At 64.1% G+C, this 17,564-nt stretch carries 15 protein-coding genes, 1 tRNA gene and 1 riboswitch; of the genes, 15 read left to right on the forward strand and 1 reads right to left on the reverse strand.

Annotation, left to right across the window (positions count from 1 at the left end; genetic code table 11):
* Window positions 1-31: 31 nt before the first annotated feature.
* On the forward strand, window positions 32-451 hold the full coding sequence (gene ndk, locus AC3WJM_RS14510; protein WP_284991209.1) for a nucleoside-diphosphate kinase: 420 nt from the start codon (window positions 32-34) through the stop codon (window positions 449-451).
* A gap of 77 nt (window positions 452-528) precedes the next feature.
* Here the strand turns inward: ndk and AC3WJM_RS14515 are convergent, their stop codons facing one another.
* On the reverse strand, window positions 529-1,161 hold the full coding sequence (locus tag AC3WJM_RS14515) for a vitamin K epoxide reductase family protein (protein ID WP_492260087.1): 633 nt from the start codon (window positions 1,159-1,161) through the stop codon (window positions 529-531).
* 520 nt (window positions 1,162-1,681) lie between these two features.
* Here AC3WJM_RS14515 and AC3WJM_RS14520 point away from each other — a divergent pair.
* From AC3WJM_RS14520 to glgP, 14 genes are all read left to right on the forward strand, one after another.
* Window positions 1,682-4,825 (forward strand): Rne/Rng family ribonuclease, encoded by a 3,144-nt coding sequence (locus tag AC3WJM_RS14520; RefSeq protein ID WP_492272224.1) that lies wholly within the window; start codon window positions 1,682-1,684, stop codon window positions 4,823-4,825.
* Between the two features lie 144 nt (window positions 4,826-4,969).
* A riboswitch (TPP riboswitch) is annotated at window positions 4,970-5,066 on the forward strand.
* Window positions 5,058-6,578 carry a bifunctional hydroxymethylpyrimidine kinase/phosphomethylpyrimidine kinase gene (gene thiD, locus AC3WJM_RS14525; protein ID WP_492272225.1) on the forward strand — a complete coding sequence of 507 codons (1,521 nt, stop codon included), beginning with the start codon at window positions 5,058-5,060 and terminating at the stop codon, window positions 6,576-6,578. Its footprint overlaps the riboswitch before it by 9 nt.
* 420 nt (window positions 6,579-6,998) lie before the next feature.
* On the forward strand, window positions 6,999-7,307 hold the full coding sequence (gene rplU / locus AC3WJM_RS14530) for a 50S ribosomal protein L21 (protein ID WP_028267456.1): 309 nt from the start codon (window positions 6,999-7,001) through the stop codon (window positions 7,305-7,307).
* Window positions 7,308-7,367: 60 nt separating this feature from the next.
* Window positions 7,368-7,631 (forward strand): 50S ribosomal protein L27, encoded by a 264-nt coding sequence (rpmA, locus tag AC3WJM_RS14535; RefSeq protein WP_003803426.1) that lies wholly within the window; start codon window positions 7,368-7,370, stop codon window positions 7,629-7,631.
* Window positions 7,632-7,776: 145 nt separating this feature from the next.
* Window positions 7,777-9,366: a GTPase ObgE gene (gene obgE, locus AC3WJM_RS14540; RefSeq protein ID WP_284991215.1), complete on the forward strand. Its 1,590-nt coding sequence runs from the start codon at window positions 7,777-7,779 to the stop codon at window positions 9,364-9,366.
* Window positions 9,356-10,546, forward strand: coding sequence for a glutamate 5-kinase (proB, locus tag AC3WJM_RS14545; protein WP_306959431.1), 1,191 nt, complete (start codon window positions 9,356-9,358; stop codon window positions 10,544-10,546). Before obgE ends, proB begins: the two co-directional genes overlap by 11 nt.
* The gene (locus AC3WJM_RS14550) at window positions 10,543-11,913 is read left to right on the forward strand and encodes a glutamate-5-semialdehyde dehydrogenase (RefSeq protein WP_492272226.1); all 1,371 of its coding nucleotides are present in this window, start codon (window positions 10,543-10,545) and stop codon (window positions 11,911-11,913) included. The genes proB and AC3WJM_RS14550 overlap by 4 nt, the downstream gene beginning before the upstream one ends.
* A 79-nt stretch (window positions 11,914-11,992) precedes the next feature.
* Window positions 11,993-12,232: a hypothetical protein gene (locus AC3WJM_RS14555; RefSeq protein ID WP_059389357.1), complete on the forward strand. Its 240-nt coding sequence runs from the start codon at window positions 11,993-11,995 to the stop codon at window positions 12,230-12,232.
* A 55-nt stretch (window positions 12,233-12,287) separates the two neighbouring features.
* Window positions 12,288-12,908 carry a nicotinate-nucleotide adenylyltransferase gene (nadD, locus tag AC3WJM_RS14560; RefSeq protein ID WP_059389356.1) on the forward strand — a complete coding sequence of 207 codons (621 nt, stop codon included), beginning with the start codon at window positions 12,288-12,290 and terminating at the stop codon, window positions 12,906-12,908.
* 7 nt (window positions 12,909-12,915) lie between these two features.
* Window positions 12,916-14,160 (forward strand): hypothetical protein, encoded by a 1,245-nt coding sequence (locus tag AC3WJM_RS14565; RefSeq protein WP_492272227.1) that lies wholly within the window; start codon window positions 12,916-12,918, stop codon window positions 14,158-14,160.
* 63 nt (window positions 14,161-14,223) lie between these two features.
* Entirely contained in the window at window positions 14,224-14,622 is a 399-nt protein-coding gene (gene rsfS / locus AC3WJM_RS14570) for a ribosome silencing factor (RefSeq protein WP_059389355.1), read from the forward strand.
* Between the two features lie 143 nt (window positions 14,623-14,765).
* A tRNA-Ala gene (locus tag AC3WJM_RS14575) sits at window positions 14,766-14,841 on the forward strand.
* Between the two features lie 323 nt (window positions 14,842-15,164).
* Window positions 15,165-16,181 (forward strand): LacI family DNA-binding transcriptional regulator, encoded by a 1,017-nt coding sequence (locus tag AC3WJM_RS14580; RefSeq protein WP_284991227.1) that lies wholly within the window; start codon window positions 15,165-15,167, stop codon window positions 16,179-16,181.
* A 622-nt stretch (window positions 16,182-16,803) separates the two neighbouring features.
* The coding region (gene glgP / locus AC3WJM_RS14585; RefSeq protein ID WP_492272228.1) for an alpha-glucan family phosphorylase at window positions 16,804-17,564 on the forward strand (761 nt) is incomplete at its 3' end.

Genomic DNA, 17,564 nt, shown 5'->3' on the forward strand with positions numbered 1-17,564 from the left:
GGAAACCCACACATCCAACATTGGAGCAACCGTGAGCATTGAGCGCACCCTTGTACTGATCAAGCCCGACGGCGTCGCCCGCAACTTGAGCGGCAGCATCCTCGCCCGCATCGAGTCCAAGGGATACTCCTTGGTCGAATTGAAGAAGGTCAACGCAACCCGCGATCTCCTTGAGCAGCACTACGAAGAGCACCTGGGCAAGCCGTTCTACGAGCCGCTGGTCGAGTTCATGCTCAGCGGCCCGGTTGTCGCTGCCATCTTCGAGGGCCACCGCGTGATCGAAGGCTTCCGTTCCCTTGCTGGAACCACGGACCCGACGACGGCGGCGCCCGGCACCATCCGCGGTGACTTCGGCCGTGACTGGGGCCTGGCTGTGCAGCAGAACCTGGTCCACGGTTCCGATTCGGTGGATTCCGCCGAGCGCGAGATCAAGATCTGGTTCGGCGCGTAGTTTTCAGACACACCAAAAGCGGAAGGGGTCCATGTTCACGCGAACATGGGCCCCTTCCGCTGTTGACGGCTTGGTGCTTAGTAACCCGACGTACCGATGAAGACGTTGATGAAGGCAAAGAAAATACTGGCGATCACGCCAACGTAGAGCAGCGCGGAAATGATCCAACCGGATTCGCTCAGGATCTTGGCCAGTCCTGCGGGCGCTGGAATGACTCCGTGCGCCACGTTCCTGATGGTCACGAAGACGAAGAGCGGGATCATGCATGCCCACACCACCATGCAGAACGGGCACAGGATATGAATGACATACAGGGCCTGGGACCAGAGCCAGACGATGAAGATGAACCCCAGTGTGACGCCCGTCTGCAGTCCGATCCAATACCAGCGGGCGAACTTGGCCCCGGCAAAGATCGCCATGGCGGTGGTGATGATCACGGCGAAGGCGACAATCCCGATGAACATGTTGGGGAAACCGAAAACCGAACTCTGCGGTGTTTTCATGACGCTGCCACAGGACACCCACGGATTGAGGTCGCAGGCCGTTATGTGGTTGGGGTCCATGAGAACCTGCAGCTTTTCCAGCACGAGTGCGCCGGACGCAAGCCACGCGATGGCGCCGGTGGCGAGCAAGAGCCAGGCAAAGGGGCGGTCGCGGACCATGCGCGGCATGGCTGCGTCGTCGGTGTGCTTGCCGGTTCCCTCCTGCATGAGGGAGGGGGCATCGTTATTGGCCAGGTTCGGGCTGGCGGGGCTCGGCATGGTTGGCTGTCCTTTTCTGGATGGCCCGGCGCAGGACCGGGGACTGCTCTTGGGAGGATTCTAGCCGCGGAGGCTGGAGGACGCGTCCAGCAAAGGCGGCGGCACGGAAGCTTTCAGGGCATGCTTCCTGCCGGGAGTGCGGGCGTGTGAGAGAATGAACATGGCCGGAAGCCGATCCACATGCGGAATCCGGTCCGGTATCTTGTTCCCAAGACCGCCAATCATTTGCAGGGCATGCCCAGGATCCAATGATCCCCGGCAGGGCCGCAGTGACCATGGACGGCACCTGGTTGTGGCATTAGAACAACGGGTTTGGAGCGAAGCCGGCTTTCCGTGGATGCCGCACCCCCATGCTGGTGCGAACCGGAAAGACTACTACTGACTTCTGTCAACGCCTGCGGGTTTTGACAATATTGCCCCTCTGGGCACCGGATGTGGCGGTTGCGCAAGGGCAGGAGTGTTGCCACATATGGATAACGAGCAAGTTGTAGCCGCCGCCGAAGATGCGGCGTCCACCGAGACCACCGAAGCACCCAAAAAGGTCACCCGCACCCGCCGCAAGGCTGCACCGAAGACGGCCGCCGCGGATGAAGCCCCCGACGCCGGAGCTGCCGCAACCGCCGCCGAGCCTATCGCCGAAGCGAGCGACGCGGAAACGCCCAAGGCTTCCCTCCGGCGCACCAGGGCTCGAAAGAAGGTCGAAACCTCCGAGCCGCTGCCGGGTTTCGCTGAAGAAGCGTCCACGGAAGGTGGCGAGGCACCGGAGGCTGCTGCCGCCGTCGTACCTGAAATAGCACCAGAGGCCGAAGCCGCCCCCGAAAAACCGGTCCGCCGGCGTCGTACGACGAGGGCAAAGAGCGCCGAGCCCGTTGCCGAAGAAGCCCCGGTTGAAACACCGGCTGCCGACGTTGCGTCGCCCGGGGAAACCACTGTGGAGCCGCCGGCCGAGGAGCCCGCGCCCGAGGAAACCACCGGGGAGCCGGCCGTCGACGCCGAAGCCGCAAGTCCGATCGCGTCGCTGTTCCTGGAACCTGCCTCCGTCACGTCCATGATCTTCCAGGCACCTGACTTGAACGCCGTTGTCCGTCCGGCCGTCGTCGACGAGGAACCGCGGGCCGAAGCTGAGGAAGGTTCCGAGGAGAACGAACTGGACGAAGCCGGCAGCCGCCGTCGGCGTCGCAGCCGTGGCCGTCGCGGACGCCGGGGCACCGAGCGTGATGACGCGGGAGAAGAAACCTCTGCGGAATCCGAGGACGAGGCAGAAGCCGGTACCGAGGAGGCCCTCGAAGAAGGCGTGACCTCCCGCCGTCGCCGGCGCCGTCGTCGCGGCGATCAGGACCTGGAACTGACGGGCGGCGGAGACGACGATCCCCCCAACACGGTGACCCGCGTCCGCGCTCCCCGCGCGCACGTTGAGTCCACCAGCGGCTCCGACCGAGTCACGAGCGTCAAGGGCTCCACCCGACTTGAAGCAAAGAAGCAGCGCCGCCGCGAATCCCGCGAGACCGGCCGCCGCCGCCAGGTCATCACCGAAGCCGAATTCCTGGCCCGCCGTGAGTCCGTCGACCGCCAGATGATCGTTCGCCAGCGCGACGACAGGATCCAGATCGGTGTCCTCGAAGACGGCGTGCTCGCGGAGCATTTCGTGTCCAAGACACAGCAGGATTCCCTCATCGGCAACGTTTACCTGGGCAAGGTCCAGAACGTGCTGCCGTCGATGGAAGCCGCATTCGTAGACATCGGGCGCGGCCGCAACGCCGTACTGTACGCCGGTGAAGTCAACTGGGATGCCGTCACCCTGGAAGGCAAACCGCGCCGCATCGAGAACGCCCTGAAGTCAGGCGACTCCGTGCTGGTCCAGGTCACCAAGGACCCGGTGGGCCACAAGGGCGCACGCCTGACGAGCCAGATTTCACTTCCCGGCCGCTACCTTGTGTACGTACCGGGCGGGTCAATGACGGGAATTTCCCGCAAGCTGCCCGACGTCGAGCGCAACCGCCTGAAGAAAATCCTCAAGGACCGCCTCCCGGAGAACGCGGGCGTTATTGTCCGCACCGCCGCCGAGGGTGCTTCCGAGGAAGAGCTGACGCACGATATCAACCGCTTGCGCGCCCAGTGGGAAGGCATTGAAAGCCAGTCCACGTCCACCAAGATCCTGGCTCCGGAACTGTTGTACGGCGAACCGGACCTCACCATCAAGGTTGTCCGTGACGTCTTCAACGAGGACTTCTCCAAGCTCATCGTCTCCGGCGATGAAGCCTGGGACACCATCGAGGCCTACGTCACGTACGTGGCGCCGGACCTGGTGGGACGCCTTGAGAAGTGGACCTCGGACCAGGACATTTTCTCGGCATGGCGCGTGGACGAACAGATCCACAAGGCCTTGGAGCGCAAGGTCTTCCTGCCCTCCGGTGGTTCGCTCGTGATCGACCGCACGGAGGCCATGACGGTTGTCGACGTCAACACCGGGAAGTTCACCGGCAGCGGCGGCAACCTCGAGGAGACCGTCACCAAGAACAACCTTGAGGCTGCCGAGGAAGTGGTCCGCCAGCTCCGCTTGCGCGACATCGGTGGAATCATCGTCATCGACTTCATCGACATGGTCCTGGAATCCAACCGCGATCTCGTGTTGCGCCGCCTGGTCGAGTGCCTCGGCCGGGACCGTACCAAGCACCAGGTCGCCGAGGTGACCTCGCTTGGATTGGTCCAGATGACCCGCAAGCGCATGGGCACCGGCCTGCTGGAGGTCTTCGGCGAGCAGTGCGAGACGTGCGCAGGGCGCGGAATCGTCACGCACGACGAGCCCGTGGAGCACCGTCGGGCCAACGTCGTGGCAGCTGAACACCACCACCCGCGCACGGAGTCACAGCCAGCCGTCCGCCCCGAGCAGCGCAAGCGTCGCCGCGGCCGCGGCACGGGGCCGGGGACCACTGAACTGCCCGTCACCCCTTCGGTGCCGGTCCACACTGTGGAATCCACCGACCCGAACCGGCAGGCAGCCACCCGTGCAGCCCTTGCCACCATCGCGGCTGCAGCCCACGCTGCCCACCTGCACGACGACGAGCTCCACCACGCGGCGGAATTGCTCGCCGACGGGCACGCAGCGGAAGTAGCCCCGGTCCAGGCCCCAGCGGCCCCGGTCCAGGCTCCGGCCGCTGCTTCGAGTGGCGAGGAACGTTCGAAGCCTGTGCTGCGATTCGGCGGCGAGGAAGTTGCGTTGCCTTTCGTCCATCACGAAGAGGAGGCTGCAAGTGGCACACCTGCCATGAGCCTGGACCTATTGGCACAGGCATTCGCAGGCCTCGGAGAAGCTCCGGACACCCCCACGACGTCAACGTCAGCCAAGGAAACCCCCGCAGGGGCCCCCGCAGCCGTTGCAAGCGGTGAATCCCCGGACTCGGGTTCGCGTGGACGCCGAGGCCGACGCAACCGTAGCGCCAGCCGGGCCCAGGGTGCCGCCAACGCCACCAACGTGGAGCACCACGAGGTTGCCGCGGCTGCTTCCGGTGGGGCCGCGCACGAGGCCAAGGCAGCAGACGCCGCCCCGACGAAGCCGACGGCGGCAGCGGAACCGATCATCCTCGGCGTCGGTGTGCCGAAGTCCGAACTCTGAACGCAGTACCGTGCCTAAGCCCCGGCCGTTTCCGCTCCTGTGGAAACCGCCGGGGTTTCGGCGTTGTGGGCCAATCCGCCGACCCTGGCAGTCCGGTTGCAATGGGCGATTTCAGCGGGCGAGGCGTGATCAGGGTTAAGCTGGGGGACTGACACGGGGTGCCGCGCACCGAGCCGGCTGAGACCAGACCCGTTGAACCTGTCCGGTTAGCACCGGCGAAGGGATGTCTCGCATGACTGTTTCGGCGCAATCATCTGTCTACCCGCTCAAGGCCATCCAGCGCCCCATCCCCAGGGTCCTCAGCATCGCCGGCTCGGACCCCTCAGGTGGTGCCGGGATCCAGGCAGACCTGAAGAGCATTGCGGCCAACGGCGGCTACGGCATGGCCGTCATCACGGCGCTCACTGTACAAAACACACAGGGCGTCACTGGCGTCCATGTGCCTCCCGTGGAGTTCCTGCGCCAGCAATTGGACGCCATTAGCGACGACATCACGGTTGATGCCGTCAAGATCGGCATGCTCGGGGACGCGGCGGTCATCCACGAAGTCCGCCGCTGGCTCGGCAAGGCGCGCCCCTCCGTCGTCGTCCTGGATCCAGTGATGATCGCGACCAGCGGCGACAGGCTCCTCGCGGAGTCCGCTGAAACCGCACTGCGGGAACTGCTGCCCCTCGCAGACCTGGTGACCCCCAACCTTCCGGAATTGGCCATGCTGCTTGGCGAGCCTGTTGCCACTGATTGGGCATCGGCGTTGGAGCAAGGCAAACGCCTGGCCGCTAGCTGCGGAAACACCGTCCTGGTGAAGGGGGGCCATCTGCAGGGAGCCGGCTGCCCCGATGCCCTGGTCAATACCGGGGGAGTCCTGAGCCAGGACGTGGTGGAATTCGCCGGCCAACGGGTGGAGACCCGCAATAGCCATGGGACGGGATGTTCCCTGTCGTCGGCGATGGCGACGGCCAAGGCGCGGCTCGGCGATTGGGAGTCTGCTTTGCGTGTCGTCAAGCCCTGGCTCCAGGAGGCGCTGACCCGGTCCGAGGTGCTGGAAGTAGGGAAGGGCAACGGGCCGATCCATCATTTCCACGCGCTCCAGCAGGCCCTTCAACCGGGGGACTTCGCCGTCCGGATGTGGGACGCCGCCCAAACGGAACTGGCAGCCATTTATGGCTTGGACTTCATCCAGCACTTGCAATCCGGTGGTCTCAGCGAAGCGAATTTCAGCTACTATCTGTCCCAGGATGCCATCTATCTCAACGGCTATTCCAGGGTCCTGGCGCGGGCAAGCGCCCTCGCTCCGAGTGAAACCGAACAGCTGTTCTGGGCCCGCGGCTCGCAGATGTGCCTTGAAGTCGAATCCGAGCTGCACCGGAATTGGCTCAGTGGACGCCAGGTGAGCGGAGAGCTGGGCCCGGTCACCAAGGCCTACGTGGACCACTTGCTGGCGGCATCGGCGTCGGGAAGCTATGCGGTGCTGGTTGCTGCCGTGTTGCCTTGCTACTGGTTGTACGCCGAGGTGGGACAGCGGCTCCACCATGGGTTTGTCGAGGCCGGAGCATCGGACAAGCACCCCTATGCGGATTGGCTGCGCACCTACGCGGACGAGGCGTTCGCGGAGGCCACCCGCAAGGCGATCGACATCACGGATGCCGCCGCGCAGGTTGCGTCGCCCGCAGAGCGCACAGCGATGATGGAGGCGTTTGCCCAATCCTGCCGCTATGAAACGGCGTTCTTCGATGCTCCAAGGTTGCACGGCTGAGCCGGTCTTCCGGGGAGGAGGCACCGGAACGGGGCCCGTCCCCGCAGGCGTTGCAGCGTGTCGGCGTGAGGATCCGAGCTTTTCACGGCCGGCAGGGTAAGGTGGACGGGCACGGTACCGGATGGCGGCATAGCCAGTCTGTGGCAGCCATCACGTGGCAGCCTCCGGACCTGGCCTCATTTGCAGCCGAAGGCGAAACTAGCGTAATCTAGATCTTCGGTGCTTACGCCAACACTTGGGTTATGCCCCTAGAAACCGTTCATTTGGAACTGACCTTTCATTTAGAACTATTCGAGGGATGACTCATGGATTCCGTACCGGAGTCCACGGCGTTGAGGCACAGCGTGAACCAGGCCCGTTTTTGGATCGGGGTTCCGCACGCAAATTTAGTAATAAACGTCGAGAGAAGTGAGTGCCCAAGTGGTGTACGCGATTGTCCGCGCAGGCGGCCGCCAAGAAAAGGTTTCCGTTGGAGACTACGTAACCCTGAACCGCGTCCCCGGTGGAGCCGGCAGCACCCTTGAGCTGCCCGCACTGCTCCTGGTGGACGGTGACAAGGTCACCTCCGCAGCTGCGGATCTGGCCAAGGTCAAGGTTACGGCTGAGATCCTCGAAGACCTCCGTGGTCCGAAGATCGTCATCCAGAAGTTCAAGAACAAGACCGGCTACAAGAAGCGCCAGGGTCACCGTCAAGAACTGACCAAGATCAAGATCACCGGTATCAAGTAACCACTGGTTGCTGTTCAGGTTTTCAACAGATTCCCCAGAATTTAAAGGCAGGCATTTCAAATGGCACATAAAAAAGGCGCGAGCTCCACTCGCAACGGTCGTGACTCCAACGCCCAGTACCTCGGCGTGAAGCGCTTCGGTGGCCAGGTCGTTTCCGCAGGCGAGATCATCGTCCGCCAGCGCGGCACCCACTTCCACCCGGGCGCCGGTGTCGGCCGCGGTGGCGACGACACCCTGTTCGCCCTGCAGGCAGGCGCGGTTGAGTTCGGTACTCGCCGTGGCCGTCGCGTAGTGAACATCGTTGCTGCTGCAGCTGCAGAGTAATAACACGTTCTGAACGGGTGGAGCGGGCCGTATGGCCCGCTCCACCTGTCTTTTTAACCGCACTAGAATTTACTAGGGCGGGCGGCCGCGCAACAGCGGCGCAACACGCATTTCAAGCAGTAATTTCCACATAGAGGAGAAACACGTGGCGACCTTCGTAGACCGGGTAGTACTTCACGTATCCGGCGGAACAGGCGGCCACGGCTGTGTTTCTGTTAAGCGCGAGAAGTTCAAGCCCCTCGGTGGACCCGACGGCGGCAACGGCGGCAACGGCGGCGACGTCATCCTGCGCGTCGATGCCCAAACCACCACCCTGCTTGATTACCACCACGCACCGCACCGCCACGCAACCAACGGCGGCCCGGGCATGGGCGACTGGCGGGGCGGCAAGAACGGTGAAACCCTCGTCCTTCCCGTCCCGGACGGCACGGTGGTCAAGACCAAGGACGGCGTCGTCCTTGCTGACCTCGTCGGCGAAGGCACCGAGTTCGTCGCCGCCGCAGGCGGCATGGGCGGCCTTGGTAACTCTTCGTTGTCTTCGCAGAAGCGCAGGGCGCCCGGTTTCGCCCTCCTCGGTATTGAAGGCGAGTCCAGCGACATCGTCCTGGAACTGAAGTCCATCGCAGACATCGCGCTGGTTGGCTTCCCCTCCGCGGGCAAGTCGAGCCTTGTCGCGGCGATGTCCGCGGCGCGGCCCAAGATCGCCGACTACCCGTTTACCACCCTGATCCCCAACCTTGGCGTGGTCCAGGCCGGTGACGTCCGGTTCACCATCGCCGACGTTCCCGGGCTGATCGAGGGCGCCAGCGAGGGCAAGGGCCTCGGCCACAACTTCCTGCGCCACGTAGAGCGTTGCGCCGCGCTGGTGCACGTGCTGGACTGCGGAACCTTGGAAGCGGACAGGGACCCGCTCACCGATCTTGCGATCATCGAGCAAGAGCTGGACAAGTACGCGGTGGACATGAGCTACGCCGGCGTTGACGGCGAAGTGGTCCCCTTGAACGAGCGCCCCAAGCTTGTGGTCCTGAACAAGGTGGACTTGCCTGACGGTCGGGATATGGCCGAGTTCGTCCGCCCAGAACTGGAACAGCGCGGCTACCGCGTCTTCGAAGTCTCTGCCACGAGCCATGAAGGCCTGCGCCAATTGAGCTTCGCCATGGGCGAGATCGTCATGGCCGCCCGCAAGGCCGTTGCGATTGCGCCTCCCAAGGTCGCAGCGCCTGTCCTGCGCCCCCGGGCCGTCAACGAGTCCGGCTTCAAGATCCGCCGCGAGGAGAAGAACCTCGAACCGCTCTTCCGCGTGCTCGGGGAAAAGCCGGTCCGCTGGGTCAAGCAGACCGATTTCACCAACGAAGAAGCCATTGGCTACCTCGCCGATCGACTGGCCAAGCTCGGCATCGAAAACGAGTTGTTCAAGATGGGTGCCGTTCCGGGCGACACCGTGGTGATCGGCGAGGAAGACGGCGTGGTGTTCGACTGGGAGCCCACCATGATGGCGGGCGCCGAACTCCTGGCGACGCCTCGAGGAACCGACATTCGCGTTGCCGACATCGGCGACCGTCCCACCCGTTCGCAGAAGCGCGACGAGCAGCTCGAGCGCCGCGAGGCCAAGGCTGCAGCACGTGCCGAGCTCGAAGCCGAGCGGAAGGCGGGAATCTGGACCGAGTCCGTCAGCGGCCGCCGTCTGCCCAAGCCCCTGAAGGAAAGCGGCCTGGAAGCCGGAAATGACGACTAGCACGGCCCGCATCGCTGAAGTCACCGAAGGCGACGACGCCGCGGAACGCCAGGCGTTGGCCGGCGCCAAGCGGATTGTGGTCAAAGTAGGTTCGTCCTCGTTGACCAGCATCAAAGGCGGCATCTCGGAGAAAGCGCTGACGGCCCTGGTCCACGCCCTGGCCGAGAAGCGAAATTCCGGGACGGAGATCATCCTGGTCTCCTCCGGTGCCATCGCGGCGGGTCTCGCACCGCTCGGGCTCGCCAAGCGTCCCAAGGACCTCGCCACGCAGCAGGCTGCGGCCAGTGTGGGCCAAGGGCTTTTGATGGCGCGCTATTCGCAGGCTTTTGCTGCGCACGGGGTCACGGTCAGCCAAGTCCTGTTGACTGCCGATGACCTGATGCGGCGCACCCAGCACAGCAACGCATACCGGGCGCTCGACCGCTTGCTGAACCTCGGCGTCGTGCCGGTCGTGAACGAAAACGACACCGTGGCAACCCACGAAATCCGCTTCGGTGACAACGACCGGCTGGCCGCCTTGGTGGCGCACCTTGTCCGGGCCGACGCGCTGGTCCTGCTGTCCGACGTCGACGCCCTGTATGACGGTCCGCCGTCGTTGGGTGCAAAGCGCATTCCGCTCGTTACCGGTCCCGCCGACCTCGTCGGCGTGACCATCGGCAAGGCGGGCAAAGCCGGCGTCGGTACCGGCGGCATGACCACCAAGGTGGAGGCGGCCTCGATCGCCGCGGGCTCCGGCATCCACGCCCTCGTCACGTCCACGGCCAATGCCGCCGCTGCACTGGCCGGCGAGGACGTGGGCACTTGGTTCGCCATCAACGGCAACCGCAAACCGGTTCGCCTGCTGTGGCTGGCCCACCTCGCTTCGGTTCGGGGCCGTTTGATCCTCGACGACGGCGCCGTCAAGGCGGTGCGCGACCGTCACACCTCGCTGCTGCCCGCCGGAATATCGTCGGTGCAGGGGGACTTCGAGCCCGGCGATCCCGTGGAGATGGTTTCCGCCGACGGCACCGTGATTGCGAGGGGACTGGTGAACTACTCCGCGGAAGAGCTTCCCCGCATGCTTGGCCGTTCAACCAAGGAGCTCGCCAAGGACCTTGGCCGTGGATATGACCGCGTAGTTGTTCATGTTGACGACCTCGTACTGGTCCAGCCGTCCCGCTCCACTAAACTTGGAGAATGACTGAGGCCCTTACCCCTGATTCTCCTGTGATAACCGACGCCCTGGCTTCCGGCAATGCCACCCGGGTGCCGGAAACTCCGGAGCTGGGAACCGCGCCGCTCACGCCCGGGCAAGTGGAGGCGGCCGTGCATTCGATCGCGGACCGCTCCCGGCAGGCAGCGCGGCACATGGCCCAGGCGAACCGTGCCTGGAAGGACCGCGCCCTGCGCGCTATCGGCGCGGCCCTCCGGGAACAGCAGGATTCAATCCTCGCCGCCAACGCGAAGGATGTTGAGTCCGGCCGCAACAACGGAACCTCCGTTGCCATGCTGGACCGCCTGACCTTGACTCCTGCCCGCATCGGCGGCCTTGTGGCCGCCCTTGAAAACCTGGCGGGTCTGCCGGATCCCGTGGGCAACGTCGTCCGTGGCCAGACCCTCCCCAACGGCCTGCGCTTGCGCCAGGTCAACGTGCCCATGGGAGTAGTCGCTGCGATCTACGAGGCCCGCCCCAACGTCACGGTCGATATCGCCGGACTTGCCTTGAAGAGCGGCAATGCCGTGATCCTGCGCGGCGGATCGGCTGCCGCCCACACCAACGCAGCCCTTGTGACCATCCTCCGCGATGCGCTGGAATCCGTAGGGCTGCCGGCTGACGCCGTCCAGAGCGTGGACGAGTTCGGCCGCGAGGGCGCGAATGTCCTGATGCGTGCCCGTGGCCGCGTGGACGTGCTGATTCCCCGCGGTGGACGGGACCTGATTCAGACTGTGGTGAACAACTCGTCTGTGCCCGTCATTGAGACCGGCGAAGGCAACGTGCACATCTTCATCGATGAGTCCGCCAGCGAAGAGATGGCCGTCGACATCCTGCTCAACGCCAAGACCCAGCGCCCCAGTGTGTGCAACACCGTGGAAACCCTCCTGGTCCACTCGAAATCCACCGTGCTGCCCGCGGTCGCCGCCGCACTTCGTTCCGCCGGGGTCACCCTGCATGTCGACTCCCGGATTGAAGCGGCGCTGTCCGGCTCCGTGGACACGGTCCCCGCCGACGACGTCGATTGGGCTACGGAATACATGGACCTTGACCTCGCTGTTGCGATGGTGGACAACCTTGACGAGGCCGTCTCGCATATCCGCAAATGGTCGACCGGCCACACGGAGGCCATCCTGACGAACAATCTGGCGAACGCTGAGAAGTTCATTGCGGACATCGACTCGGCGGCGGTCATCGTGAACGCTTCCACGCGCTTCACCGATGGCGGCGAACTCGGGCTGGGCGCCGAGGTGGGAATCTCCACCCAGAAGCTGCACGCACGCGGTCCCATGGGCCTGACCGAGCTGACCACCACGAAATGGATCGTCCAGGGTGAAGGCCAGGTCCGCGCCTAGCAACGCTGTAACATAGAACAGAAGTCCTGAACGGCGGGAGGATCCGCCGTCGAAATCCTTTGAACCGCTAGGGGAGAAAATGCAGTTTCAGCAGATCGCCATTTCAATTCTCACGCAAGGGGGCGAGAGCGGAGCCGAAGCGCCGGCACCGTTGTGGGCTGAACCTTGGGTTTTCGGTGTCTCCATGTTCTGCATCCTGCTGGTCCTGATGTTTGTGGCAGTCTCCTACACGAACCTTGGCAACCGTCACGACGCCGTCGAAGAACATTCGGATCCGCACCGCCAGCACCCGGCCAAGCACCCAGGGCTGGGTCACTAACATTTCCGCCGCGAAACCCTTCGAGGAAACGGGGCGCCGACTTCGCTTGGGCGTGATGGGTGGGACGTTCGATCCCATTCACCACGGCCACTTGGTTGCTGCCAGTGAGGTTGCTGCCAAGTTCCGCTTGGACGAGGTGGTCTTCGTGCCCACCGGACAGCCCTGGCAGAAATCGCACAAGCAAGTCAGCGAAGCCGAGCACCGGTACTTGATGACGGTCATTGCCACGGCTTCCAACCCCAATTTCACGGTGAGCCGTGTGGACGTGGACCGCCCCGGTCCCACCTTCACGATCGATACCCTGCGGGATCTGCGGACGCAGCGGCCGGATGCGGACTTGTTCTTCATCACGGGCGCGGACGCCCTGGCACAGATCCTGTCCTGGAAAGATGTCGACGAGCTTTGGTCCTTGGCGCATTTTGTCGGTGTCACCAGGCCCGGTCATGTTCTTGACGGCATGGGCAGGGAAGACGTCAGTCTGTTGGAAGTGCCCGCCATGGCGATTTCGTCGACGGATTGCCGCGCCCGCGTGGGTGCAGGCAATCCGGTCTGGTACCTCGTACCTGACGGAGTAGTGCAGTACATCGCCAAATACAAGCTGTACTCGGGCAAACCCGGCATGGGGGAGCCCCTGCATGCTATGACCGGAACAGAACACCAAGCCCGTACCGAGTGAGTTTTGAATGAGCCAGGAACAGCCCCCCATCCCTAGCCGGCGCGAGCTTCGACGAGCCCGGGACGCACGCCTGGAAGAAACAGGCGCACGCCCCGCGGTAGCCGAGGCCGTTACCTCCGACGACGCCAACCACGCGTCCGGCGGCGCCTCGGCCAATCGGGTGCGCCGGGTGGCAGATGCTCCCTTGGACGCCAAACCCGCCTCGGAACGTTCCTCCCAGGCGCGTGCACGCGACCGCGCCGCCCTCCGTGCCATCAAGGAACTCGCGGACAAGGAGCAGCAGCTTTCCCGCGGCGGTCCGCCCACGCGCCGTCAGCTGCGCCTCCAGCAATTGCAGGAAGAAGTTGCACCGGGCACCTCGGCGATCCCCGTTGTCCCGGCACCGGGCTCAGGGCCAAGGACATCCAGTGTCCCGGTCCAGGCTCCCGGCAGGCAGCAGTCCGGTCCTGATCGCCCGGGCGTTTTGCCCGGCGGCGGCGTCCGCGTCACGGCAGGACCTCCTCCCGGTGCGCCGGAAATGACCGTGGAGCAGGCCTTGATGGCCCGCGAGCTTTTGGCCGCCCAAGCGAACAACCAGTCCAACAAGCTTGAGCACATCGCTGCAATGGAATCTGCGGTGCAGAAAGTCCCCGCCGCCGAATCCGCGGTTTCCGGTGCCGACGTCGAGCCGGCGGACCCGGAGGCCCTGGCCGAACAGATCGCCCAGGCTGAACGCGAGGCCATCCTCAACAAGAGGGCCATGGCCAAGCAGAGGCTCGCCGAACAGAACAGCCGTCCTTCCGGGCCTGTCCGTGCTGAACCTTCCGTAGCCAGCAACCTCGCCATGGTGACGCCCCTGGAATTCGTGAAGGTTCCGGGACTCGATCGTCCCGTCATGAAGCCGCCCGGCACCACATTCGTTCCCCTTGTGACCTCCCCGGCGCCGAAACTGAAGCCGGGGCAGTCGGCGTCGGGCAAGCCACGCAACCTGCGCGGCCGCGCAGGCGTGCTGGCGCGCGCAGAGGCCGCTGCGAAAGCGGCCGGTCGACGCCCGACGTCGGGCCCCGAACCCGATGGCGAAGCGCTGGCCGAGGCGGCAGAACATCCGCCCATTTCGGCAAGTTCGGCCTACGGACTTGAACCGCTCGACGCCGCGACGGCGGGACTTGGGCGCGCCCAGCGTACCCGGCTCCTGGTCCTGGGACTGGTTGGCATCGGAGCCATCGCCCTGATTGCGGGCATCATCATGATCACCAGCGGACTTTCCCGCTGACCATAACGGCTTTTGCCACCAAACAGGCTTCGTCTATTCTCGAAGCCGCATACAAGGAGTCCCGTGACTGCACATGAACAATCCGTCCTCTTGGCCCGCCACGCCGCCCGCGCGGCAGCGGACAAGCTGGCCGAGGACATCATCGCCCTCGACGTCAGCGAACGTCTGGCCCTGACTGACGTCTTCCTGATCGCCTCGGCCCCGACCGAGCGCCAGGTCAACGCCATCGTCGACGGTATCGAGGAAGAGCTGCTCAAGCAGGATCTCCGCCCGGTCCGCCGCGAAGGACGTTCCGAGGGCCGCTGGGTCCTCTTGGACTACGCAGACATCGTGGTGCACGTCCAGCACTCCGAGGACAGGGTCTTCTATGCCCTGGAACGCCTCTGGAAAGACTGCCCCGTAGTGGACCTGGAACTCGGTGACGACGCCTCGGCGAAGGCTCCCGCCGTCGAGGAATCCTAGGCTTTAAGGCACAAACCAACTGAATATGCCCGATTTGGAATTTTCGGAAATGCTGTTCTAAGATATTTGAGTTGCTTCGGAGGAATCCGAAAACTAGACGGGGTTTTCCGGCCAGTTCATGGTTCGTGAAGCAGCGAAAATATGGGGCTGTGGCGCAGCTGGTAGCGCACCTGCATGGCATGCAGGGGGTCAGGGGTTCGAGTCCCCTCAGCTCCACCATGGAGGCCTTGCTTGGAACGTGGGTTTTATGTTCCGGGCAGGGCCTCAGATTTTTTGGAAATTGAAAGAGCCACCCCGCCGGGGGTGGCTCTTTCGTTTCTCCGGCATTTTCAGCGGTGTCTTGGGTTGTAGGCAAGAACGCGTAAATCCTGGCACCCTCGCTTAGCCGCCGCGTGTATGCAACAGTGGGCTCAGCATGCCTCCACCACTTTCCCAACCGATTACGGTTTACTATGAGGCATTACCGTCTGGCGGCTCGCGGTCATTCGCGGGCCCACCGCAAAACAGCCACCGACAATACAGGGGGATAGTCCTTGGTAACTATGGCCGATGTTGCGCGGGTAGCGGGCGTTTCCAGGAGCACTGTGTCCTATGCCCTCAGTGGTGTCCGGCCGATTGCTCCCGAAACGCGGGAGCGCATCCTGAAGGCCATGTCCGATCTTGGCTATACGCCGAACCTGCTCGCCCAGGGCTTGGCCGGCAAACGGACCGGTATCGTCTCCTTGATTTTTCCGGTCGGGGAGCAAGGCATGAACACCACGGAATTCGAATACGTCCAAGGTGCCGCCGAGCAGGCGCGTGCTGACGGATACCATCTCCTTCTGTGGCCAATGGACCCCGACGACCTGGGCGAGATGCAGCGGATCGTGGCCCAGGGCCTCGTAGATGGAATCCTCCTGATGGAAGTCAGGTCATTCGACGAACGGATTCCTGTCCTGCTGGAAACCGGTGTTCCCTTCGTCACGATCGGACGGCCCACGGATGCTGATGGCCTGACATTCGTGGACGCAGATTTCGAAGCTATGGGGGAGCTGGCAGTGTCGCATCTCGTCAGCCTGGGGCACACTGAGATCGGCCTTGTGACGCATTCGCGTGAGTCCCTGGACAGCGGATACGGCCCGATGGTCCGATCCTGGGATGCCGTTGCAGCTGCTGCGTCGAGGCACGGGATCAGCGCTCGGCTGTATCCGGCCACGAGCTCACTTGCCGGCGGTCGCGAGGTGTTTGGACAGATCCTGGAAGAATCTCCGGAAACAACCGGGCTCGTGATGATCAACGAAGCGGCGACTGCAGGCCTTCTGGGTGCGGCGGCGGCCCACGGTTGGCGAGTGCCCGAGTCTCTCTCCATTGTCGCGATCAACACCAGTGCCGGCTCCGCGGAGCGCTTCATGCCCGCCCTGACGACGGCGTCCGCCGAACCGAGCGTCATGGGTCGTGAAGCAGCACAATTCCTTACCCGGCGCCTCAGGAGTGACGGGCCGGATGCCGTGCAGTGGCTCGCTGAACCGGTGTTGACGTTGCGCGGAAGCACCGCCGTGGCACGCGCCGTGCAGCCGTAGAATCGCCCCGCCGTCCGGGTGCAGTCCGCCAATTCGAGGCATTCATTACGCGCTCCTATCGAACGTGATTGTGACATTTGACACACCGTCGCGCTGCCAACTACTGTCGAGCCATCGACCCGCGTCGACAAGGCGCGTCGACGAACGGCGATGAGATTCCTCCTGATACAACATGGCGGATGGTCACCGATCAGAGTTCCCGGAGACTAAGGAAGTAAGTCGTGCTTGGAATCATTCGGTACCAATCATCCGAATTGACGATGCGGTCGATGTCGCGCAAACCTGAGCGGGAATTCGCCGGCTTCCGCCGCGGATCCACGAGTAGCCGCGTCCCCTTGTTCCCGGCTCGTGAAGGCCCCGGAATAGCGCGTGGACGGAACCTGGAGACCGCTGCCTGCTTCTGAGTTCCGGGACCGGGCGCAGGAGGAGCCAATGATGCCCGTCCACAGCATGTAAGCGCTTGCCCTGTGCCGGTTGTGCCCGCAGAGGCCTACCCACCCCGGCGCCGCGGTGGTCCCACCCTTAGCCAACATCTCCCCAATCATCACAACAACCTCTTGGAGGTAACCCGCATGGAAACGTCGACCAAACCTGCCCAGTCCGCGTTCGAAGGTGGCCGGAAGTGAAAGCGATTCGACGGTTCACGGTACGAACGGTTCTGCCGGAAGCAATCGCCCCGCTCGCACGATTGGCGAAGAACCTGCGCTGGTCCTGGCATTTGCCGACACGCGAACTGTTCTCCGCGCTGAACGCCGAAGCCTGGGAGCAAAGCAATCATGACCCCATGACCTTCCTCGGCCTGGTTAGCCGCGAGGAACTGCAGGAGCTCGCAGCGGATGGCGCCGTCGTCGAGCGTGTTCAGCAGGCGGCTTCGGATCTGGACCGGTACTTGGGTGAGCCGCGCTGGTACCAGGGCCTGGGTCCGGATGCTCCGGCGTGCATCGCGTATTTCTCGCCCGAGTTCGGCATCACCGAGGTTCTTCCGCAGTATTCGGGCGGCTTGGGGATCCTGGCCGGTGACCATCTGAAGGCAGCCTCGGATTTGGGCGTGCCGTTGATCGGCGTCGGGCTGCTGTACCAGGCGGGCTACTTCAAGCAGTCCCTGTCCCGGGACGCCTGGCAGCAGGAGACCTACCCGGTCCTTGACCCCGACGGCCTGCCGCTGACACTGCTCCGTGAGGAAGACGGTTCGCCGGCCCTGGTCACGCTTCCCCTGCCGGGCGACCGGACGCTGCGCGCGCACATTTGGCGGGCCGACGTCGGGCGCGTGCCGCTGCTATTGCTCGATTCGAACGTTCCGGCCAATGACGACGCCGCGCGCGGGATCACGGACCGCCTCTACGGCGGCGGCGGTGACCACCGCCTGCAGCAGGAACTGCTGCT

The sequence above is a fragment of the Arthrobacter sp. FW306-1B-G06A genome, from assembly GCF_058781765.1.

Coding starts and splice junctions, on each gene's coding strand:
- nadD (WP_059389356.1), top strand. CDS start 12,288: ATGGGTGGGACGTTCGATCCCATTCACCACGGCCACTTGGTTGCTGCC.
- thiD (WP_492272225.1), top strand. CDS start 5,058: ATGACTGTTTCGGCGCAATCATCTGTCTACCCGCTCAAGGCCATCCAG.
- AC3WJM_RS14580 (WP_284991227.1), top strand. CDS start 15,165: ATGGCCGATGTTGCGCGGGTAGCGGGCGTTTCCAGGAGCACTGTGTCC.
- rpmA (WP_003803426.1), top strand. CDS start 7,368: ATGGCACATAAAAAAGGCGCGAGCTCCACTCGCAACGGTCGTGACTCC.
- AC3WJM_RS14515 (WP_492260087.1), bottom strand. CDS start 1,161: ATGCAGGAGGGAACCGGCAAGCACACCGACGACGCAGCCATGCCGCGC.
- AC3WJM_RS14550 (WP_492272226.1), top strand. CDS start 10,543: ATGACTGAGGCCCTTACCCCTGATTCTCCTGTGATAACCGACGCCCTG.
- AC3WJM_RS14565 (WP_492272227.1), top strand. CDS start 12,916: ATGAGCCAGGAACAGCCCCCCATCCCTAGCCGGCGCGAGCTTCGACGA.
- proB (WP_306959431.1), top strand. CDS start 9,356: ATGACGACTAGCACGGCCCGCATCGCTGAAGTCACCGAAGGCGACGAC.
- AC3WJM_RS14555 (WP_059389357.1), top strand. CDS start 11,993: ATGCAGTTTCAGCAGATCGCCATTTCAATTCTCACGCAAGGGGGCGAG.
- AC3WJM_RS14520 (WP_492272224.1), top strand. CDS start 1,682: ATGGATAACGAGCAAGTTGTAGCCGCCGCCGAAGATGCGGCGTCCACC.